Source organism: Mesorhizobium sp. C372A (assembly GCF_030323245.1).
Classification (GTDB): Bacteria; Pseudomonadota; Alphaproteobacteria; order Rhizobiales; family Rhizobiaceae; genus Mesorhizobium.
In genome coordinates this window covers 1,587,708-1,607,745 of record NZ_CP100475.1, presented here as the reverse complement: position 1 = coordinate 1,607,745, position 20,038 = coordinate 1,587,708, and the positions used below count along the sequence as shown (strand labels likewise).

General features: G+C 61.9%; 27 protein-coding genes. 10 read left to right on the top strand and 17 right to left on the bottom strand.

All coding sequences use genetic code 11. From position 1 onward, the window contains the following. Positions 1-18: 18 nt before the first annotated feature. Positions 19-924, bottom strand: a complete 906-nt coding sequence (locus NLY42_RS07475; protein ID WP_155927230.1) for a hypothetical protein — start codon at positions 922-924, stop codon at positions 19-21. Positions 925-1,103: 179 nt separating this feature from the next. On the opposite strand from NLY42_RS07475, the gene NLY42_RS07470 reads away from it, so the two are divergent. The 3 genes from NLY42_RS07470 to NLY42_RS07460 all read left to right on the top strand — a co-directional run bounded on the left by NLY42_RS07470 (position 1,104) and on the right by NLY42_RS07460 (position 3,699). Further along, positions 1,104-1,721 carry a LysE family translocator gene (locus NLY42_RS07470; protein ID WP_023692951.1) on the top strand — a complete coding sequence of 206 codons (618 nt, stop codon included), beginning with the start codon at positions 1,104-1,106 and terminating at the stop codon, positions 1,719-1,721. Positions 1,722-1,898: 177 nt separating this feature from the next. Then, entirely contained in the window at positions 1,899-2,873 is a 975-nt protein-coding gene (gene cysK / locus NLY42_RS07465; protein WP_023672045.1) for a cysteine synthase A, read from the top strand. Between the two features lie 199 nt (positions 2,874-3,072). After that, on the top strand, positions 3,073-3,699 hold the full coding sequence (locus tag NLY42_RS07460; protein ID WP_023755939.1) for a glutathione S-transferase family protein: 627 nt from the start codon (positions 3,073-3,075) through the stop codon (positions 3,697-3,699). A gap of 9 nt (positions 3,700-3,708) precedes the next feature. Here the strand turns inward: NLY42_RS07460 and NLY42_RS07455 are convergent, their stop codons facing one another. Next, positions 3,709-4,953 carry an RNA polymerase sigma factor gene (locus NLY42_RS07455; protein WP_286489111.1) on the bottom strand — a complete coding sequence of 415 codons (1,245 nt, stop codon included), beginning with the start codon at positions 4,951-4,953 and terminating at the stop codon, positions 3,709-3,711. Positions 4,954-4,960: 7 nt separating this feature from the next. Continuing rightward, positions 4,961-5,329, bottom strand: a complete 369-nt coding sequence (locus NLY42_RS07450) for a YciI family protein (RefSeq protein ID WP_023744856.1) — start codon at positions 5,327-5,329, stop codon at positions 4,961-4,963. A gap of 235 nt (positions 5,330-5,564) precedes the next feature. On the opposite strand from NLY42_RS07450, the gene NLY42_RS07445 reads away from it, so the two are divergent. Then, entirely contained in the window at positions 5,565-6,026 is a 462-nt protein-coding gene (locus NLY42_RS07445; RefSeq protein ID WP_023755312.1) for a RidA family protein, read from the top strand. Here the strand turns inward: NLY42_RS07445 and NLY42_RS07440 are convergent. From NLY42_RS07440 to NLY42_RS07430, 3 genes are all read right to left on the bottom strand, one after another. Further along, positions 5,989-6,243, bottom strand: coding sequence for a hypothetical protein (locus NLY42_RS07440; RefSeq protein WP_023744857.1), 255 nt, complete (start codon positions 6,241-6,243; stop codon positions 5,989-5,991). The two genes, NLY42_RS07445 and NLY42_RS07440, sit on opposite strands and share 38 nt — an antisense overlap. Before the next feature lie 63 nt (positions 6,244-6,306). After that, entirely contained in the window at positions 6,307-6,732 is a 426-nt protein-coding gene (locus NLY42_RS07435; protein ID WP_031199395.1) for a thiol-disulfide oxidoreductase DCC family protein, read from the bottom strand. 179 nt (positions 6,733-6,911) lie between these two features. After that, on the bottom strand, positions 6,912-7,061 hold the full coding sequence (locus tag NLY42_RS07430; RefSeq protein ID WP_196813601.1) for a hypothetical protein: 150 nt from the start codon (positions 7,059-7,061) through the stop codon (positions 6,912-6,914). Positions 7,062-7,405: 344 nt separating this feature from the next. On the opposite strand from NLY42_RS07430, the gene ku reads away from it, so the two are divergent. Both ku and ligD read left to right on the top strand, forming a co-directional pair. Continuing rightward, positions 7,406-8,272 (top strand): non-homologous end joining protein Ku, encoded by an 867-nt coding sequence (gene ku, locus NLY42_RS07425; protein WP_023687543.1) that lies wholly within the window; start codon positions 7,406-7,408, stop codon positions 8,270-8,272. 11 nt (positions 8,273-8,283) lie between these two features. Beyond that, a complete protein-coding gene (gene ligD / locus NLY42_RS07420) occupies positions 8,284-10,794 on the top strand; it encodes a DNA ligase D (protein ID WP_023687542.1) in 2,511 nt (836 codons plus the stop codon). A gap of 219 nt (positions 10,795-11,013) precedes the next feature. Here ligD and NLY42_RS07415 read toward each other — a convergent pair whose 3' ends face one another. Further along, positions 11,014-11,733, bottom strand: coding sequence for an ArsR/SmtB family transcription factor (locus NLY42_RS07415; RefSeq protein ID WP_023755313.1), 720 nt, complete (start codon positions 11,731-11,733; stop codon positions 11,014-11,016). A 41-nt stretch (positions 11,734-11,774) separates the two neighbouring features. Here NLY42_RS07415 and NLY42_RS07410 point away from each other — a divergent pair, with 41 nt between their 5' ends. The 3 genes from NLY42_RS07410 to NLY42_RS07400 all read left to right on the top strand — a co-directional run bounded on the left by NLY42_RS07410 (position 11,775) and on the right by NLY42_RS07400 (position 12,788). Next, entirely contained in the window at positions 11,775-12,005 is a 231-nt protein-coding gene (locus NLY42_RS07410; protein ID WP_023755314.1) for a DUF1127 domain-containing protein, read from the top strand. Positions 12,006-12,090: 85 nt separating this feature from the next. After that, entirely contained in the window at positions 12,091-12,447 is a 357-nt protein-coding gene (locus NLY42_RS07405) for an NIPSNAP family protein (RefSeq protein WP_023692959.1), read from the top strand. Beyond that, positions 12,444-12,788, top strand: a complete 345-nt coding sequence (locus tag NLY42_RS07400; protein WP_023755315.1) for an antibiotic biosynthesis monooxygenase family protein — start codon at positions 12,444-12,446, stop codon at positions 12,786-12,788. Before NLY42_RS07405 ends, NLY42_RS07400 begins: the two co-directional genes overlap by 4 nt. A gap of 160 nt (positions 12,789-12,948) precedes the next feature. Here NLY42_RS07400 and mbfA read toward each other — a convergent pair whose 3' ends face one another. Continuing rightward, positions 12,949-13,932, bottom strand: coding sequence for an iron exporter MbfA (mbfA, locus tag NLY42_RS07395; RefSeq protein ID WP_023728761.1), 984 nt, complete (start codon positions 13,930-13,932; stop codon positions 12,949-12,951). A gap of 163 nt (positions 13,933-14,095) precedes the next feature. Here mbfA and NLY42_RS07390 point away from each other — a divergent pair, with 163 nt between their 5' ends. Continuing rightward, the gene (locus tag NLY42_RS07390) at positions 14,096-14,416 is read left to right on the top strand and encodes a hypothetical protein (RefSeq protein WP_023681249.1); all 321 of its coding nucleotides are present in this window, start codon (positions 14,096-14,098) and stop codon (positions 14,414-14,416) included. A gap of 112 nt (positions 14,417-14,528) precedes the next feature. Here NLY42_RS07390 and NLY42_RS07385 read toward each other — a convergent pair whose 3' ends face one another. From NLY42_RS07385 to NLY42_RS07350, 9 genes are all read right to left on the bottom strand, one after another. Then, positions 14,529-14,900, bottom strand: coding sequence for an endonuclease domain-containing protein (locus NLY42_RS07385; RefSeq protein WP_023755316.1), 372 nt, complete (start codon positions 14,898-14,900; stop codon positions 14,529-14,531). A 96-nt stretch (positions 14,901-14,996) separates the two neighbouring features. Beyond that, positions 14,997-15,368, bottom strand: a complete 372-nt coding sequence (locus NLY42_RS07380; RefSeq protein WP_023681251.1) for a hypothetical protein — start codon at positions 15,366-15,368, stop codon at positions 14,997-14,999. A 319-nt stretch (positions 15,369-15,687) separates the two neighbouring features. Then, the gene (locus NLY42_RS07375) at positions 15,688-16,035 is read right to left on the bottom strand and encodes a hypothetical protein (RefSeq protein WP_023755317.1); all 348 of its coding nucleotides are present in this window, start codon (positions 16,033-16,035) and stop codon (positions 15,688-15,690) included. A 275-nt stretch (positions 16,036-16,310) separates the two neighbouring features. Next, on the bottom strand, positions 16,311-16,823 hold the full coding sequence (locus NLY42_RS07370) for a hypothetical protein (RefSeq protein WP_023755318.1): 513 nt from the start codon (positions 16,821-16,823) through the stop codon (positions 16,311-16,313). Between the two features lie 124 nt (positions 16,824-16,947). Then, a complete protein-coding gene (locus NLY42_RS07365) occupies positions 16,948-17,376 on the bottom strand; it encodes a hypothetical protein (protein ID WP_031244753.1) in 429 nt (142 codons plus the stop codon). A 1-nt stretch (position 17,377) separates the two neighbouring features. Continuing rightward, entirely contained in the window at positions 17,378-17,965 is a 588-nt protein-coding gene (locus NLY42_RS31790; RefSeq protein ID WP_023755320.1) for a 7-cyano-7-deazaguanine synthase, read from the bottom strand. Continuing rightward, positions 17,929-18,636 (bottom strand): 8-oxoguanine DNA glycosylase, encoded by a 708-nt coding sequence (locus NLY42_RS07360; RefSeq protein WP_023756475.1) that lies wholly within the window; start codon positions 18,634-18,636, stop codon positions 17,929-17,931. Before NLY42_RS07360 ends, NLY42_RS31790 begins: the two co-directional genes overlap by 37 nt. A gap of 12 nt (positions 18,637-18,648) precedes the next feature. After that, complete coding sequence (locus tag NLY42_RS07355) at positions 18,649-19,641, bottom strand: hypothetical protein (protein WP_023755322.1); 993 nt, start codon at positions 19,639-19,641, stop codon at positions 18,649-18,651. 120 nt (positions 19,642-19,761) lie between these two features. Next, the gene (locus tag NLY42_RS07350) at positions 19,762-20,010 is read right to left on the bottom strand and encodes a hypothetical protein (RefSeq protein ID WP_156933824.1); all 249 of its coding nucleotides are present in this window, start codon (positions 20,008-20,010) and stop codon (positions 19,762-19,764) included. Positions 20,011-20,038: the final 28 nt, after the last annotated feature.

The window sequence follows — 20,038 nt, the reverse complement described above, 5'->3', positions numbered from 1 at the left end:
GAACAGCGCAATCCGGCCCTAATGCACGTCCCGATGGATCACCTTGGGATAGGTATGGATCACCTCGGCCGATGAGACGCGGTCATCAAAACCGGTATCCCTGAGATTGAAGAGGCCGACCGAGCCGAAGGACTTCTTCGCCCCTTGCGCGAAGCGGCCGTCGCTGAAATCGTGTTCGTAAAGCGTCACCGTGACGTGGCCGGCATTGAGCTTCGGCACGTAAACACTGCTGATGGTGTCGTTGGCGACGCCAAGCTGGTTGACGTTGAAGCGATAGAGGTCCTGCACCATGCGCCGGGCCGCATTGCCATTGATCATCCAGTATTCGCGGCGCGATGCGCGGTTCGGGTCGATGAGTTTGAGCGGCGCCTTGCGGCCAAGCCCGAGCCAGTGCTCGAACACCATCACATTGGCGCCCCACGGATAGGGATAGTTGGACTTGTCGATGATGCGTGGCGGGCCATCCTCGGCAATCTCGGCGGTATCGACATAGTCCAGCCATTGCAGCTGGAACGACGCTTCCACGTTGAGGTCGGTACTGCGCGGATCGGCAGGGATGATGCGCCAGTCGGAGACCGGCGGATATTTGGTGTCGAGGTCGATGTAGAATTCGCCTTTGGCGGTGTCGTCGGGGTCTATCTTTTGCGGTCCGTCACGCTCCATCGCCACCAGTCGCACCTTGAACCGGTTGTTGACTACCAGCGGATAGATCATCGGACGAATGGGGTGAGCGCCAGGGTCCCGGCTGTCGGTAAAATATCCAGTCTGCGGAACGACATCGCTATCGCCCTTGTCGAACAGGCTGAAAGCCTGACGCCCCTCGAACCACAGATACCATTCCAGCTCGTGGACGTGACCGCGTGCTTCGGAATAGTTGTTGGGCATCCACTTCATAAGCTGGATGTGAAGTCTTTTGGCTAACATGGGTGCTCCTGCCGTTCGGAGCCATGCGAGATAGCCGACCGCCTTCGAGGCGTAAGTGAACCATCTCTCGCTTTCAGGCGATGATGACCGGCTTTCATGTCCTGCTTGGCGCAATCGAATCCGTTTTGCCGTTGCAGGCTTTTCATGGCATCAGAGTCGTTTCACGAGGTGCGACCGTCATGACCCTCACCGGCTTCCTTGCCTATAGTGCTGCGCTGGGCATCGCCGCCGCCATTCCCGGCCCCGGCGTCACCGCGCTTGTGGCGCGGGCGCTCGGATCCGGCTTCCGCTCGTCGCTGGCGATGTCGTTCGGCCTGATGCTCGGCGACCTCATTTATCTCACCGCGGTGGTGCTCGGCCTTGCCTTTGTCGCGCAAAGCTTCGGCATGGTGTTTCTCGTCATCAAATGGCTGGGCGTCGCCTATCTCGCCTTCCTCGGCTGGCGTTTCTGGACGGCCGGGATCACGCCCGAGACTGTCGAGGCCAGGAAAGGCAAGGGCGGCCTGGTATCGAGCTTCCTTGCCGGCCTCACCGTCACGCTGGGCAACCCGAAGACGATGATCTTCTACCTCGCCATCACGCCGACCATCGTCGACCTGAAGACCATCACGCTCGCCGACTACGGCATCCTGGTCGCGCTCACCGTTATCGTGCTCTTCGTGGTGCTTGTGCCCTATCTGGCGCTGGCCGCCAAGGCGCGCTGGTTCCTGAAATCGCCGCGCGCGCTGAAGGCGCTGAACCGCACCGCCGCTGGCTTCATGGTGGGCGCGGCCGCAGCCATTGCCGCACGTCAGTAGATCGGTTCAGGCAATTCATTCCGCCGATCGGTCCATCCGGAAATGCGGCTTCGGAAGGCAAGCGTTTTCAGCAAGCGGCCCACTCGATATTTTCGGCCGGCAGCCTATCTTGCGCGGGCGAAAGCCTTATTCTGTCCGCCGACGCCAATTGCCTGATCTGATTTGGGAGCGAAACCAATGAACAAGCCTTCCGCGCGCGTGCCCGGCCGCGGCCGTGTCTACAACTCGATCACCGAGACGATCGGCGACACGCCGCTGGTGCGGCTCGACAAGTTCGCCAAGGAGAAGGGCGTCGTTGCCAACCTTCTTGCCAAGCTCGAATTCTTCAATCCGATCGCCTCGGTCAAGGACCGCATCGGCGTTTCGATGATCGAGGCGCTGGAAGCGTCGGGCCGGATCAAACCCGGCAAGACGACGCTGATCGAGCCGACCTCCGGGAATACCGGTATCGCGCTCGCCTTCGCCGCTGCCGCCAAGGGCTACAAGCTGATCCTGACCATGCCCGAAACCATGTCGGTGGAGCGCCGCAAGATGCTGGCGCTGCTCGGCGCCGAACTGGTGCTGACGGAAGGGCCGAAAGGCATGAAGGGCGCCATCGCCAAGGCGGACGAGCTGGCCGCCACCTTGCCCGACGCCGTCATCCCGCAGCAGTTCGAAAACCCGGCCAACCCGGAGATCCACCGCCGCACCACCGCTGAGGAGATCTGGAACGACACCGATGGCGGGGTCGACATCTTCGTCGCCGGCATCGGTACCGGCGGCACGATCACCGGCGTCGGCCAGGTGCTGAAGCAACGCAAGCCCTCGGTGCATGTCGTCGCCGTCGAGCCGGAGGCCTCGCCGGTGCTGTCGGGCGGCCAGCCCGGCCCGCACAAGATCCAGGGCATCGGCGCCGGCTTTGCGCCCAAGATCCTCGACACCTCGATCTATGACGAGATCGTCAAGGTCTCCAACGAGGATTCGGTCGCCAACGCCCGCCTCGTCGCCCGCCTTGAAGGCGTGCCGGTCGGCATCTCGTCGGGCGCTGCCCTGCAGGCCGCCATCGCCGTCGGGTCGCGGCCGGAGAACAAGGGCAAGAACCTAGTGGTGATCATCCCGTCCTTCGCCGAGCGCTATCTGTCGACGATCCTGTTCGACGGGCTGGGGGCTTAACGTCTTAACTGGATAGGCGGCGATCCTTCGCACCCCCCTCTGCCCTGCCGGGCATCGGGGGTGCTGTCCCTCCGACATCGGAAGTCTCATGGCTGGACCGCAGAAAACCCGGCCGTGGCGTCCGCCACCGGCTTGAGCGGGAGGCGGCTTCAGGGTCAAATCGCCCCGGCCTGCTTCGCGCGGGCAGGGGGAGAATCACATGTACAAGCTTTACACGCGCCCAGGCAGCGGCGGTTTTGTCGTCGAGGCCGCATTGGCGCTGGCAAACGCGCAATTCGACCAGATCGACGTGCCGAAGAAGGATCCGCCGGACCCGGCTTTCCTCGACATCAGCCCGTTGAACCAGGTTCCGGTGCTGACCTTGCCCAACGGTCAATCGATAACCGAATCGGCGGCGATCTGCATCCTGCTTGCCGAGCGCCATCCGGAGGCGGGTCTGGCGCCGGCCGCCGGATCGCCGGATCGCGCCGGTTTCCTGCGCTGGATGGCGTTCATGTCATCGGTGCTCTACCCCGCCATCCTGCGCCTCTACTATGCCCATCGCTACACCACCGATGCCGACGGCAAGAAAGCCGTCAAGCAGGCAGCCATTGCCGAGATGGACCGCGGCTTCGCCATTGTCGATGCAGCCCTCGAGGGGCGCGGCTGGCTGGTCGGCGACGCGATGTCGCTGGCCGACGTCTACCTCGTCATGCTGGTGGCCTGGCACCCCGATATGGACAAGGCGCGAGCCGACTGGCCGAACATCGAACGCTTATGGTCGGCGCTGCGCGCGCATCCGCTGATGAAACGGCTCAACACCACGCATGAGATGTGGCCGGCCTGAACGGACGCTTCAATTTCGCAGGATCGCCCGTTTCGCCTGCAGGAAGCGGCGCACGGCGGGGTCGCGTTCAAGGCCGATCGCCCGGTCATAGGCTTCGACCGCTTGCGCCGCATTGCCGAGCCTGGCCAGCAGGCCGGCGCGAGCGGCCCAATAGGGCTGATAGTCGTTGAGCCGCTTGTCGTCGCCCAGCACGTAGAGCGCCGCCAGTCCTGCCGCCGCCCCTTCGGCCTCGGCAATCGCCACGGCGCGGTTGATCGAAATCACCGGCGAGCCTGATATCGCCGACAGCGCATCGTAGAAGTTACGGATCGCCGCCCAATCGGTTTGGCCGGTCCGTCGCCGCGTCGCATGCACCGATTGTACCGCCGCTTCGAGCTGGTAGCGGCCGATGACGCCCATGGTGGCGGCGTGGCCCAGCAGCGCCTCGGCTTCGTCGATCAGCGCGTGATCCCAAAGACGGCAATCCTGTTCGGCGAGCGGCACATAATCTCCAGCCGCATCGCGCCGCGCCGGGCGGCGCGCCTCGGCAAACAGCATCAGCGCCAGCAGGCCGAGCGCTTCCGGTTCGTCCGGCATCAGCGATGCCACCAGCCGCCCGAGCCAGATGCCTTCGGTCGCCAGATTGCGCGCTCTCGTCTCGGTCCCTGCCGGGTCGGTCCAGCCTTCGGCGAAAGCCGCGTAGATCGCTTCCAGCACCGTTCCCAGCCGCTCGCCGAGTTCGGCGCGATCCGGCACGCGGAACGGAATGCCGATCTCGCGGATGCGGCTCTTGGCGCGCACCAGACGCTGGCCCATCGTCGCCGGCGAAACCAGGAAGGCCGAGGCGATCGTCGCCGCGTCGAAACCCAGAACCGTCTGCAGGATCAGCGGCGCCCGCACGCTGGCTTCGATCGCCGGATGCGCACAGGCAAACATCAGCCTGAGACGTTCGTCGGGAAGGTCTTCGTCTTCCATGCTCGCCTCCATCTCCTCGGCCATCAGCTTGAGATGGTCGCGGCTCGCCTCGCTGGTCAGCCGACGGCGCACCGCGTCGACGCGCCGCCGGCGCGCCACGGCCAGCAGCCATGCTTCCGGCTTGTCGGGCACGCCGGTCTGTGGCCAGCGCTCCAGCGCCGCGGCGAAGGCCTCGGCCAGCGCGTCCTCGGCGCCGGCCACGTCGCGGGTGCGCGCCGCTAGCCAGGCGACCAGCTTGCCGTAACTCTGCCGGGCGGCCGCTTCGGCCGCCGCCCGCGCGATCTCCGGGCGATTGTCCATCACGGTTTCATTTCTTGGGCATGTAGTCGGCCATTTCCCAGATCGGCCGCAACTCGACCGTGCCGGCGCTCGCCGCCGGACAGCGCGCCGCCCACTCGATGGCGGTATCGATATCGGCCGCCTCGATCATGTAGAAGCCGGCAAGCTGCTCCTTGGTGTCGGCATAGGGGCCGTCGATCACGTTGGTCTTGCCGTCTGTGATCCGCACCGAGGTGGTCGCCTGGGTCGGGCGCAACCGTTCGCCGGCGAGCCATGCGCCGGATTTCTTCAACGCTTCGGTATAGGCGGCATATGCTGCGCTCATCTGCTGAGCCTTCTCGATTGGCGTGTTCGCCTGCGCGGCTTCGTCGCTGTTGATCAAAAGCATGTATCGCATGGGTCTTCTCCCGTGGTTTCGAAGGCCGCGTCCTAGCGGGGCCAGACGTATGTCGCGCGGCGGCGGCCGATTTCGACAGGCTTCAGAAAAAACTTTCGCCTCCGCCAGGAGATTTCGCAAGGACCAGATGTTCCTTCGTCTGCTGGCGGATGACCGGCAGCGGACTGGCCGTGGCTCCGCACAGCACTATCCTCTGTCGTTGGCGGGCACGTCACACGAGGCGTGGGAGAAGAGAATGGAACTCGTGACCCACAAGAAATTCAAGAACGGCCGGTTGATGCCATGGGGCAAAGGCACGGTCGTCAGCGGTGCGAAAGGCACCGTCTATCTCTGCGGCAACACCGCGACATCGGCTGACTACGATCCGGCCGGCAAGAAGGGTGGCGGCTTCGCCGGCGATGCCGCGGCGCAGTGGCGGGAAGTTCTCGGCAACATCAAATCGGATCTGGAAGAACTTGGCAGCGGGCTCGACCATCTCATCAGGCTGACCTTTTTCGTCAAAGGGCCATTTCCCGACGGCGGCGTCCTCAGCTCGCCTAATTTTCGTCTCGACGTGCTGGACGCGCTTTTCGCCGAGCATTGTCCGAAGCATTGCAGCGACAACAATCCGCCGCCTTCGGAGGTAATCGGCGTCGCAGCGCTTGCCCAGGCAGACATCGTCATCGAGATCGTCGCCGTCGCGGCGCTGCCGGACTGAGGCGCGAACGAACAGGCCGGCCTTGCGCGACGTCGCCGTTGCGATCGAAGCGCGTCGGCACGAGCGGCGGCGCCGCGCCGGTGCGGGTTTTGCACCAGGCCTCGGCTTTGGCCAGTGAGCGCCCGGCGACGAGCAGGATCAGGCGTGGCTCGCTCTCCAGCAATTGCACGATGCGGCCGCCGAAAATGCCATAGCCGCCAACGACCAGAAGCCTCATGGCGCCGCTCTTTTTGCGTATGTCGTTTTCCCGGAACCGAGGTCACTTTTGGGTGACAGGCGATTAGCCGATCACGCGCGCACGTATCGCGGCGGACAGGATCTCGCAACTGTCCTTGCGGCCGAACATGGCGTAGCGGTTTTTGGCGATGCGTTCGTAGAGCCAGTCACGCAAGGGGCGCGGGATGAGCAGCAGGGCCTTCGCCGCCCGCCACGGCCAGCCGAGTTCGGCCATCACCGCGATGAAACTGTCCAGCCGCATGAAGGGAGCGCCGCCGACAAGGACCAGATTGGTCTCGTAGCTGTCGGTGCGCAGCCCGTATCTCTGGAACAGCGCCTCGCCGAAGGGCGACTGCGCCGTGGCGAAGCGGAAGCGGTTTTTGCGGTCGAGCCCGACCACCGTGCGTACGAAGCCCGAGCACAGCACGCAGACGCCGTCGAAAACGATCAATGGTTGGCTGGCATCGAAGGGTTCAGGAGAAGAAGTCACGGGACGTCCGGCAGCTTGTGTCTTCAGACACTAAGCCCGCCGGCAGCGGGATCAAAGCCGCGGCGTTGTCGCACGGCTTCTCGCGGCCAGCGCGGGGCGCTCGGCGCGATAGGTGGTTGCGCGGGGATCGGCCTCCGGTCTGCAGATCCGGCTGTCGTGACGCGTTTCGAATGTCATGATCAATGCGCGCCGAGCGAGCTGCCGCGACGGGCGCAGGCCGGACCCGGGCCGCGCATGTAGTAGCGCTCCGGCCGATAGGTCGGCGCGATGAACTCACGGATGGCGGCGGCATAGCCGGCGATGTGGCCCCAGAATTTCATTTTACTCAAGTCCCTGTCCCGATTTCGGATGTCCCGTCCGATTGCGGGGATCATAGCGTCGAGGCGTGAATAGTCGGTGAACACGATGTTAATCTTTGGTCGAAAACCCCATGCTTCGTGGCCGGAATGCGGCTGTTTGGGGGTCTTTCGGTGTGGTTCGTCGCCATTTCCGGCATTGTGACTTTTGCATCACATATGTTTCGTATGGATGTCGCTTGAGCGCGGTTCTGTTTCAGATTTGGCGAGCCTCTCGAAATTTCCATGCTCGCTGCCGAAATGCCCCTGGCTGCGCGCCCGGAACCGGAACGGGCCTTGCCCGTTCTCGCTTGAACCGCATCGCGCAGGAGTTCGCCATGGCACCTCGCCCCGCCTGGAAGGGCTATCTGAAACTGTCGCTGGTCACCTGCGCTGTCGAACTGACCAACGTCGTCACCCACGCCGAAAAAGTTTCGTTCCGGGTGCTCAACCGCAAGACCGGCAACACGGTCAAGCGCATCTATGTCGATTCTGAAACCGGCAAGCCGCTGGGCGATGGCGACGAGATCAGGGGCTATGAGGTGAGCCCCGGTGAGTTCGTCTATGTCGAGGACGAAGAGATCGAAGCGGTGCAGATCGAGTCCTCGCACACGATGGCGCTGGATGGCTTCGTCGACAAAGCCTCGATAGAGCAGATCTATCTCGACACGCCCTATTATGTCACGCCCGCCGACAAGGTGTCGGAGGAGGCCTTTGCCGTCATCCGCGATGCCATGGCGGACAAGAAGATGGCCGGGCTGGCGCGCGTCGTGCTCTATAGCCGCGAGCGGCCCGTGGTCATCGAGCCGCGCGGCAAAGGCATGGTGCTGACCACCTTGCGCTACGGCAACACGGTGCGGGAGCCGGAGAGCATCTTCGGCGACATCAAGGCGGTGAAGACCGACCAGGAGATGACCGATATGGCCGAACGCATCATCGACAAGAAGAAGGGGAAGTTCGATCCGTCGACATTCGAGGACAAGTTTGAGGACGCGCTGCTCGAACTGATCCGCGCCAAGAAGGCCGGAAAGAAGGCTCCGAAAGCGCAGGCCGCGCCCAAGCCGTCCAATGTCGTCAATCTGTTCGACGCGCTGAAGAAGAGCCTGTCCGATGGCGGCCAGGCGGAAGTCTCGGCGAAGAAGGCCAAGCCGGCGGCAAAAAGCGGCAAGGCGAAAGCTTCTGCGCCCAAGCGCAAGTCGGCTTGAGGGTCGGCGCCGTGGCCAGCCTCGAACAATATCAGTCCAAGCGCGATTTCAAGAAGACGGCCGAGCCGGGGGGCAAGGTCGCGCGCGGCAAGCAGCCCGGCGGCATCTTCGTCGTCCAGAAGCACGACGCGACCAGGCTGCACTATGATTTCCGCCTCGAGCATGAGGGCGTGTTGTGGAGCTGGGCGGTGACGCGAGGCCCGAGCCTCGACCCGCACGAAAAGCGGCTGGCCGTGCATGTCGAGGACCACCCGATCGACTATGCCGGCTTCGAGGGCACCATTCCCAAGGGCGAGTATGGCGGCGGCACCGTCATCGTCTGGGACGAAGGCACATGGACGCCAGAGATCGACCCCGCCAAGGCGATGAAGAAGGGCCATATCGACTTCGAACTCAACGGCCAGAAGCTGAATGGGCGGTGGCATCTGGTCAGGTTAAGACCCCGCCCTGGCGAAAAGCGCGACAACTGGCTGCTGATCAAATCCGACGATGCCGCCGCCCGCCCCGGCGAGGATATCCTGAAGGACGCACCGAAATCGGTGAAGTCCGGCCTGACCATCGAAGAGGTCGCGGAAGGCAAGACCGCCGACGGCAAGAAGCCGAAGGTCTGGCACTCCAACAAGCCTGCGGCATCCAGCAAGGCGAAAGCCGGCAAGCGCCTCGACTTCGTCGAGCCGCAACTGGCGACGCTGGAGCGCGAGGCGCCGCCCGGCGAGGACTGGCTGCATGAGGTCAAATTCGACGGCTACCGCATGCAGGCGCAGATCGCCGGCACGGAGGTGCGGCTGCTGACCCGCACCGGCCTCGACTGGACGGAGAAATTCGGCCCTGAGATCGTCGCGGAACTGGCCCAGCTGAAATGCAGCGACGCCATCATCGACGGCGAGATCGTCGTGCTCGCCGACAGCGGCGTTTCGTCTTTCTCGCTGCTTCAGCAGGATCTCTCCGCCAATCGAACCGACCGCTTCACCTACTATGTGTTCGACCTTATGCGGCTTGACGGCAACGATTTGCGCCGCGAGCCGCTGGTCGAGCGCAAGCAGGCGCTGCAGGAGCTGCTCGGCGAGACGGCCGAAAATGCCCCCGTCCGCTTCAGCGACCATTTCGCCGAGCCCGGCAAGATCATGCTGCAGCACGCCTGCCGCATGGGCCTTGAAGGCATCGTCTCCAAGCGCGCCGATGCGCCCTACCGCAGCGGCCGTGGCCCAAGCTGGGTGAAGTCGAAATGCACGGCCCGCCAGGAATTCGTGATCGGCGGGTATCTGCCCTCGGACAAGACCGGCCGCGGCCTGCGTTCGCTGCTGGTCGGCTACCACGAGGGCGGCAAGCTCCACTATGCCGGCCGCGTCGGCACGGGCTTCACAGCCAGGAGCGCCACCGATTTGAAGAAAAAACTCGATGCGCTGAAGGCAGACGCCTCGCCGTTTGCCGCCGCGGTGCCAAAGGGCAAGGGTTTGGTCTGGGTCAGGCCCGAACTTGTCGGCGAAGTGGAGTTCCGCAGCTGGACCTCGGACCGTATAATACGCCACGCGTCGTTCCAGGGACTGCGCGAGGACAAGCCGGCGGAGGAAGTCGTGCAGGAAAAGCCATCGAAGGCGGCAAACAAGGCAAAGCCGGCGGCAGGCGGCGCCGGCAAGGCCGCCGGGGCTAAGGCGCCCGCGACGATCACGACCAGCGTAAAACTATCCCATCCTGACAAGCTGCTGTGGCCCGAGGAAAAAATATCCAAGCAGGACTTGCTCGAACACTACGCGCTGGTCTGGCCGCGCATGGAGCAGTTCATCGTCAACCGGCCGCTCAGCCTGGTCAGGGCGCCGGATGGCATCGGCGGTCCGCGCTTCTTCCAGAAACATGCTTCGGCCGGCATGAGCGACAAGATTGCCCGCATGAAGGACCCGACCGATGGCGAGGAAATCCTGTTCATCCGCGATTTCGACGGCCTTGCCGCTCTGGTCCAGTACGGCGTGGTCGAGGTCCACATCTGGGGCTGCAAGATCGATGAGCTGGAAAAGCCGGATCAGATCATCTTCGATCTCGATCCCGACGAAGGCGTCGACGTCAAGGCGGTGCGCGAGGCCGCGCTCGACATCAGAGGCAAGCTCGACGATCTGTCGCTGCCGAATTTCGTCAAGCCGTCAGGCGGCAAGGGCTATCACGTGCTGGTGCCGCTGAAGCCGTCGGCGGATTGGGAGGCGGTCAAAACCTTCTCGCATGATTTCGCCAAGGCGCTGGAGCAGGCCGCGCCCGACCGCTACACGGCGACGCTGTCGAAAAAGGCGCGCACCGGAAAAATCTTCGTCGACTATCTGCGCAATGGCAGGGGCTCGACCACCGTCGCGCCCTACTCTTCCCGCGCCAAGAAGGGCGCGACGGTCTCGGTACCGGTGACGTGGGCGGAGGTTGAGAAGGGGCTAGCGCCGAATTCCTTCCCGATCGGCGACAAGACGACGCTGAAGGAATTGGAGAAGGCCGATCCGTGGGCGGATTTCTTCGAGCAGGCGAAGGTGCTGAAGCGGGGGTGAGCGTCGCGCGCCTCACCTGCTACGCAAGCGTTCCGTCACACCCCCCTCTGTCCTCAAGGGGGGAGATTGGCAGCTTCGAGGCGCAGCTCACCTTTACGATGTTCGAGATTGGCGAAAGCTGTTGAGCGCGTAATCTCCCCCCTTGAGGGGGAGATGGCCGGCAGGCCAGAGGGGGGGTGCTGTTCCCGCCAGCGTCGCCCAATTAGCGCTGCCGAACCTCTACGCCAAAAACACCCGCTCGAACGCCTGCTTCCCCGGCGGTGAAAACACCACCGCGCGGCTGTCCTTCTCCCGCCTTGCCCATTTCTCCGCCAGGATCTTGTCCAGAATAGCCGCGCCCAGCGTTCCCGCAAGGTGCGAGCGGCGCACGCTCCAGTCGAGGCAGGCGCGGCAGACCGGCCGGCGCGGCTTGGCGCCGACGTCGATGCCGATGGCCGAAAAATGCGAGGCTGCTGCTGGCCCCAGCCTGATCTCCCCCGGCCGGATCTGCCCCGGCCGGATCTCCCCGAGCCTGATCTCATTGTCGTCGCGCAACAGGATGCCGCGCGCGACGAGGCGGTCGAGCATCGCCACCGCATGTTCGCCGGCGAGGTGGTCGTAGCAGACACGGGCGACGCGCATGGCGCCGTCGCGCGGGCCGGGCCGCACCCGCTTGGGGCCGACCGCTTCGGCCACGCCGGTGATCGCCTCGATCATGCCGGCCACCTGCGGCCCTGCGAGGCCGTAATAGCGATGCCGTCCCTGGCTGGCCAAAGTTAAAAGCCCGCCCTCCATCAGTTTCGACAGATGCGAGGACGCGGTGGGCAGCGACACGCCGGCCTCCAGCGCCAGTTCGCTGGCCGTCAAAGCCGTGCCGCCCATCAGCGCATTCAGCATGTTTGCCCGCGCCGGATCGCCGACCAGGCTGGCGATGCGGGCAATGTCGGGTCCTTCACGCATAGTTAGGTCTCCATCGAAGCATTCTCGTCAGATAAGCATTATTGTCGGGCGGGATCAAGGAGAACGCCGATGCCAACCGCTTCCGCCCCACTCGCCAGCCGCCGGCCTTTTCCATTCGTCACCTGGCGCAACGGCGGCTGCTCGCCCGCTGGTACGACCGCCATCTGCAGCGGCTAGACCTCGCGGAGGTCGACGACCATCTGCTGCGCGATCTCGGCCTGACCCGTGAGGATGTGCGCCGCGAATGCGCAAAATCCTTCTGGCAGGCCTGACCGCCAGCGCTTTTGCTTAGCAGACCCTGCGGCACAACGTTTCGACGCCGCTCGAACTATCGATGCGAAACCCAAGGAGATCACGATGACCATCACCTGCTTCATCCGCTATGAGATCGACCCGTTCGGCAAGCCGGCCTTCGAGCAATATGCCAAGGCCTGGGGCCAGGCGATCCCGCGCTGCGGCGCCGATCTGATCGGCTACTACGCCCCGCATGAGGGCTCGGCCACCACCGCCTACGCCGCCTACAGCATCGACAGCCTCGCCGCCTACGAAGCATATCGCGCCCGTCTCGCCGCGGATCCGGCGGGCAAGGCCAATTACGAATTCGCCCGCCGCGAAAAGTTCATCTTGAAAGAGGACCGCATCTTCCTGAAGCTGGTGTCGGGGCCGCATGGACCGCGGCAGCTGTTCCAGACCGCGGTCAAGGAGGAGATATGATCGCTGTCATCTTCGAGGTGCAACCGGGTGAGGGAAAGCGCGATGCCTATCTCGGCATCGCTGCGGAACTGCGGCCGCTGCTCGACGGCATAGACGGTTTCATCTCGATCGAGCGCTTTCAGAGCCTGGGCGATCCCAACCGGGTGCTGTCGCTGTCCTTCTGGCGCGACGAGGAAGCGGTGAAAGCCTGGCGCAACACGGAAGAGCACCGGCAGGCGCAAAAGGCCGGCCGTGGCGGAATCTTTGCCGGCTACCGGCTGCGCATTGCGCATGTGCTGCGGGATTACGGGCTGACGGAGAGGGACGAGGCGCCAGAGGATAGCAGGGCGGTGAATGGGTGACTAGGTATCGGCGTCGCGCCAGGCCCCCTCATCCGGCCGCTTCGCGGCCACCTTCTCCCCGCTGGGGAGAAGAGACTGGCGCAGGCTTCGAAAATCTCCTCTCCCCTCGGGGAGAGGTCAGCCGAGCGAAGCGGAGGCTGGGTGAGGGGGCGCTTGGCGCTCATGCATTCCCGATCAGCACCCCGGCCGCAAACACCAGCGCCCCGCCCAGCACCACCTGAAACGCCGCGCGCAGGAACGGGGTCTGCATGTAGCGGTTCTGGACGAAGGCGATTGCCCACAGTTCGAAGAACACCACCACGGCCGCCACCGCCGTCGCCGTCCAGAAATGCGGGATGATGTAAGGCAGCGCGTGGCCCAGCCCACCCAGCGTCGTCATGATGCCGACGGTCAGTCCGCGCTTGATCGGCGAGCCACGCCCTGACAATTTGCCATCGTCGGAAGCGACCTCCGTAAAGCCCATCGAGATGCCGGCGCCGATCGAGGCGGCGAGGCCAACCAGCAGCGTCTGCCAGGTGTCGTGCGTGGCAAACGCTGCGGCAAAGATCGGCGCCAGCGTCGACACCGAGCCGTCCATCAGCCCGGCCAGTCCCGGCTGCACATAGGTCAGGATGAACTGGCGCTGCTCGGCGCTGGCTTCCTCGTCCTTCACCTCGCCCGGCACGAGTTTCTGTTCCAGCCGATGCGCCGAATTCTCATGGCTTTGCTCGGCCGCGGCCAGGTCGCCGAGTAGTTTCCGCGTCGAGGCATCGCCGGTGCGCTTGGCCGCCTCGACATAGAAGCGATAGGCCTGCCGCTCCATCTCTTCGGCTTGGCGCCGCACATGCTCGATGCCGAGCGGCCGCACCAGCCAGTCGGGCTTGCGCTCGTAATAGCCTTTCACGTGCTCGCGGCGCAGCAGCGGAATGCGCTCGCCGAAACGTTTGCGGTAAAGCTCGATCAGGGAATCGCGATGGCCGTCTTCCTCCGCCGCCATCGCCTCGAACACTTTCGCCGATTGCGGAAAACTGTCCGCCAGCCCGTCGGCATAGGCGCGGTAGATGCGCCCGTCATCCTCTTCGGATGAAATTGCCAGGGCCAGGATCTCCTGTTCCGACAGCGTTTCGAAAGGACGGCGGCCGAAACCGAAGACACGGGAAAGCATGAGAAATTCACCCCAGTTTAGAACAATTCTAAACTAGGCGCTGCAATCTCCGCGGTCAATCACCGGTCAAGAAATGTTGAAGCGCCGGATTGCAACGCGCCCTTCATTATCGGCAAATGTTCACCTATATTGTCGCGACACGCAAGCGAAAGGCATGAGCAAGATGACGGCAAAGCCGCATGACCACTTCGATCCGAAACCCGTCCTCGATCTGATCGCCAGCATCGAGGCCGATTTGCAGCGGCTGAAAGGCCTGGTCGAACAGCAAGTCGAAAAATTCGACCCCGCCAATCCGCACAACAAGGCGCCCGACGGCAAGCTGACCGAGGAGGGCGTCGAATGCTGCTACCGCCTGTTCGACGAAGGCAAGTCGCGCTACTCGGTCGCCCAGCAGATGAAGATCTCGTTTGCCGCCGCAACGCACCGGTTCAATTCCTGGCGCAAGGCGGGCGGGCCGAAGCGGCAGAGGGCATTGCTGGGCTAATTGGCGAAAGCCGCGGGGAAACCCGATCTCCCCCCTCGTGGGGGAGATGGCCGGCAGGCCAGAGGGGGGCGCTGTCCCGCCGACCTTTCCCTGCCCTAAAGCCCAGCACCGTTCAGGATGCGCGTCCAAGCCCAGCCGCAATCACAATATGCTGGCAGACATTGTCGACGTCGCGGATGACGTCGTCATTCCAGAACCGCAGGACGGTCCAGCCATCTTGTTCGAGGTGCGATGTCCGCGTTTCATCACCGGCAGCCGCGCCGGCGTCCGCATGCTGGGAGCCATCGACTTCGATGACCAGCTTCTTCTCCGGGCAAGCGAAATCGACGAGGTAGGCGGCAATCGGAAATTGTCGCCGGAAGCCAAGCCCCATCAGCCGGTGGGCACGAAGTTCGTTCCAGAGCTTGAGTTCGGCTGGCGTCAGGACTTTGCGCATCGATCTGGCGTTTGCGCGATGTCGAGGCGGTAGAGGCGTGTGCGGCATTACGATGCCCGGTGGCTGCGGAGGCTTGCGCTCTATAGCGCCCCCCTCTGTCCTGCCGGACATCTCCCCCACTTGGGGGGAGATCGGCTGTACTTCCTACGGCGTCAGTTCAATCTCTTCCGTCTCGCCGCCATTGCAGGTGTAGCAGCAATCCTCGCATCTTTCCTTGTTGTTGGGGCCGACGCCCCAATAGGTTCCCTCGTCGCCGTCGACCCAGGCGCCGTAGCAGATGGACTCGCCTTCGTCGCACGAGACCGGGATCTGCTTGGTCTCGCCATCGTCGAGATAGAAATCCTTGTCGTTGCCCGGCCAGACATAGTCGCGGTCCTGGCTGTAGAGCTCGAGGCGCATGGCGTTGGGATGGCTGTTCTTGACGGCGAAGGTGATGTCGGCGGCGTGCGCGGCCGGCGCAAACAGCGCGGCAAGTGACAGCGCGACGACGACGCGGCGCAGACAAGTGAAAGACATGGTGTTTCCCCCGAGGCAAATCGGCCCCCCGGCCGAGAGCGCCAGCATCGCATGATGGCGGCGGAGATTGAAGGGCGGGGGGTGACTGATTTTGGGGGGATTGGGAGAGGTTGGCGGAACTGCTGATCTCCCCCCTCGTGGGGGAGATGCCTGGCAAGGCAGAGGGGGGCGCTGTCCCGCCGACCTCTCATTCCTGCAGCCGCGTCATTTCAATTTTAGGCTTGCTGATCCATACGCTGGCGATCCTTCGCGCCCCCCTCTGTCCTGCCGGACATCTCCCCCACGAGGGGGGAGATCAGCAGCTTCGGCGCCCCGCCCCTCACTCCACCAGATCGATCGTCTCGGTCGTTTTCTCCACACAGATGAAACAGCACGTATCGCAAGGCTGGTCATTATCCGGCCCCACCCCGGCCGAAATCGCATCGTTGCCGTTCACCCAGGCGCCGTAGCAGATATTCTCGCCCGGATTGCACGAGATCGGCACCGATTTCTGCGAGCTGGGCTCGATCAGAAACACCTGGTCGCCGCCCGGCCACGACATTTTGCGATCCCGGCTGAACAACTCCACCGCCACCGCCTGGCTGCGCAGGTTCTTGACGAAGAACGCCATATCGGCGGCGTGGGTTGGGGTGGCGAGGAGCAGGGCGGTAAGGGTGAGGCGGAGCATGATGGGGTATCCGAATCGGAGACGGGAACTAAAGCATGAGCGGAGAGGCGACGCGAGGCGATCGAGCGGGCAATCTCCCTCCTTGAGGGGGAGATGGCCGGCAGGCCAGAGGGGGTCGGTCCGACCGGGCTCAACCTTGTTGCCTTGTTGCGGCAGATGGAGGCTAGCGCTTCACGCGAGGCGACCCCCTCTGTCGCCTTCGGCGACATCTCCCCCTCGAGGGGGGAGATTAGCGCCAACCTTCACATGCGGCGCCAGCCGTCGGATCGCGTCAATCACCTCGGCGACTTCAGCAACGTCCATATCCAGCCGGCAAAGGTCAGCACCAAAAACGGATAGCCGGCGGCGGGCAGCGGCGCCGAGGTCGGCAGCAAGGGCGCGCCCCACAGCACCATGGCCACGGTCACGACAAACAGGATGGCGGCGATGAGCCCGGTGAGCCGCATCCAGAGCGCAAAAGTGTTTCCCGCGCCGGTCAGGACGAGCGCCGCCGCCCACAGCGAGATGCCGCCGACATAGGAGGGAACGCTGGCCTCCAGCCCCGCCGCATTGCCTGAAATGATCAAGCTCTCGCCGGCGAGGAAGGTGAGGAACCCCGCGGCAACGCAATCATTGCCCAGCCGCTGGTATTTCATCGTCAGCAGCGCCGTCGCCACCACGATTGCCACGCCGTCGATCGCCCAGAGCGTTTCGCGCAGCGGAGCGCTGGCGACGAAGGTGCCGGCAAGGCCGAAGCCGCCGCCGAGGGCGAGGCCGATGGCGGCGACTGTGTCGGAGGTGGTGCGCATGTGCCGTCTCCCCAGCGCCACGTGGCGGATGGGTCAGGGCAAGAGCGAGGCAAACTATTGTTCGGCTGGGTCTGCTCGCAGCCCATCCGTCGATGCTCCGGGCGTATCCGTTCTCGTGAGCGCGTCAGGCCAATATTTCAAGCAGTGCGCTCCAGCTTACTGTCCTAATACGGAACTGCGCCACATACGGCGGGATGCTTTCCGCCAAATCGCCTTTGGCATATATGACCTGCTTCTTTTGCGAAGCGACTACGACGATCGCTTTGTTAATGTGCGCGTGTTCGTCACTTTTATTGGAAAAGAGGATTACCAAGGACGACCCGGCAATCTTCTTCTCCAATTCAACGTCTCCCTCAGTCGAAATGTCAAAATGTCGTTTCTTCAACGCATCTGACTTCTGAATCCGCGCCTCCAGTTCGCCACGGTCATAGGAATTGCAAACAAAGAGAATGGAGCGATCCTCTTTGAATGCGTTCTGAATTCTCTCATTAGCGGCCGCAGTAATCGCATCCATATTGATCGGCGTATAGGAGCCACCAGATCCACCACCCATATCAAGTCTCCTCGTATTCTTTGCATGCTATGCATTTTCCGCACGGTGGGATAGTTCCTGCATGGCAGGAATAATAGGATTTTACCCCAAGTCGGTCCGCCAACTTCAGGACATCTTTCTTCCTATAGTCGCGCAGAGGTGTAAGTATTTCCATTGTCACACCTAACGCTGCCTCGATCGCCCCGCTCGCCGACTGAAGAAATTTATCGCTTTGATCAGGGAAAAGAATCGTTTCCTCACTGAGCAGTCCAAGTACGATTTTACTTATGCCTCTCGAACTCGCGACCGCCGCAGCGGAAACAATAAAAAGCAGATTGCGACACGGAGTGAATGCGTCCCTAGATATGTGCAACGATGGGTCCGTGAGGCCCGATTTCACATGGTGACCGAAGCTCGAAAAATCTAACTTCAATGGTGCGCCCAATGCCAAGTCGGCGCACGCCATGACCAAGGAGTCAAACTCCCTGGCAGCATTTATCTGACCGTAGTCGATAAATAATGGCAATGGCTCGAAACCATTCTGCTTAAGGAGGTAGAGGCAGGTGTTAGAATCTAGCCCCCCAGAGGCAAGGCATACTGCATCCCGCAACCGCTATTCCTCTTCATCTTTCTAAACTCTCGAACGCTCATCCAAATCAACCGATCCAGCGCGTTTATGCTGATCCCAATTTTCTCACTGAAGGCCCTCAGGTAATCCTCAAGCAGAAGATAATTCTTCTTGCTGAGATTTGACACCGTCATACTCTCCACATTCTCTAGGAACCAGATTATGTGAATATCAATGACCGCCAGCTCACGCGCGACACCAATATCTCGAAGGAACATGCTCGACTGCTTGTAGCCAAGTCCAGAAAAGTTGGTCGAAACAAAATCGCGAGCTAACCTTTCCGACGCAAATTTGTCGAAGAATCCGACCGCCGACTCCTGCATCCTATCTATAGTCGACAGAGAGGCTTTTAGTTGCCGCGCTTTAGATTTCGGGAACCGGTGACGAATACGACGGCTGCGCAACAGCGATTCGATTGTCTCCTCGTCAGGAAGGCTGCTGCTCCGGTCACCTTCCCGGAACTCCGCAAGGAAGATGTCAGCGGCGTCTATAGCCTTTTCGTAAGTCCAAGTGCTGGAAAGTATGCAAGTGATCAGTGTTCTTTCGACGTATCTTTGGTCAACGAGCAGTTCCGCATGTTCATCAATTGTTCCAAAATTTCCAGTCTTGTAGTCTTCAATCAAGCTGTCGAATATGTGAACGAATGTAGCCACTATATCCTGATCTTATCTTATAACCCGCGCCGCCTGCTCTCCAAAATTCCGTTCAAGAAAATTGGAGAGATCGTCGCCCTCAAGCGCATCGATAACCTGCTTCACAAAGCCCTGCAGAGCGTGCAGATTTCTTGCCAGCGTCAATGTGAGATAGTGTTGACTCGTATCGCGAATCACGTCTGCAGTAGGGTTATACACATCGAATTCGGGCGCTGGAAACAGCCCGCCATGTTGAAAATGGTGCAAATGAAAGTTTGGGCCAACAAGTATGCGGCACCACTCCAGTCCGTCCGCCATCGCGATCCCGGCTTCTGCCAAAATTGCGAATGAAAGAGGATTTCCGCATCCCAAAACATGCAGACCAGCCTTGCGCTCCTTCTGAGCGAGCTTCGAAGTGATTTTCTTCGTCAGGTCACGCTTCGCGGCAAGGCCATCTCCGAGTTCTCGCTCAGGAATAGCGATAAAGCTCGGGTCAATTTCGGCTGCAATGCGATCGACCAAGTCAACAGCTTCATCATCGGTCAAAGATGGAGCACCCAAGAAATTATGGAGGTGGACTACCGGGACAATTTTACCCTTTTCGATGAATTCATGCTCGTAGGCGAGAAAGTCGCAGAGTCTCAGTTGGAAATCCTGAGGTGTCTCACCCTCCTTAATAAATAGGTCGAAGCTTGCTGCGAGATCGTGCTCGCAGACGTCAATCACCGATTTGTAGTGGTCTATCGTCCAACCTTCTCTGTAGGCTTTGACGTACCGTCCGATCCGAGAAGCCTCGTAACCTCCGCTATCAATGAAAACCGCTCCACCTCGTTCTCGGAAGCGAGATATTTGGGGCATTAGTTCGGGTTGTATTGCAATGTCGTGGGCAGAGAGAAGGGTGATCGGTTCGCTTAATGCGTCTTGGAGAGTCAGCGCATCAGTCAATTTGCCCTGAGTTTCGAAAATCGAAATGGAGGGAATTAGAACCGGTCCTGGAAGCGTAATCTTTCCTATTTTTAGTTTCATGCAGCCCCTCCCAAAATCCCGAGGCCATGTTAGGGGACGCGCAATAAATATCAATGCTTAGATCGCAGATGCCGGGCGAGTGCAGCCTTATTACCTTGTATGAGCTGAGGAGCCAGCGCCTCAGCTCACGGGTTTTCCGTCGACAAAGATGTTGCGTCGGACAAGTGATGGCCGCGTGTTTGTTTCAACGCGAATGGAAAAGCCTTTGAGAATAAGGCGGATTGCCTCTTCTTCTGTTCGAACAAGAACTTCATTCTTTTTGTGGTGCTTGACGTCACGAGCTGTGGGATCTCCAAGAACGAACAGACCGTCTTTTTGCGCTGGCGGCCATTGCCGGCCATCAGAGGTCAATCGATAAATTCGGGTCATCGGCTTCTGCCCCCGCAGTGGCTCCGGT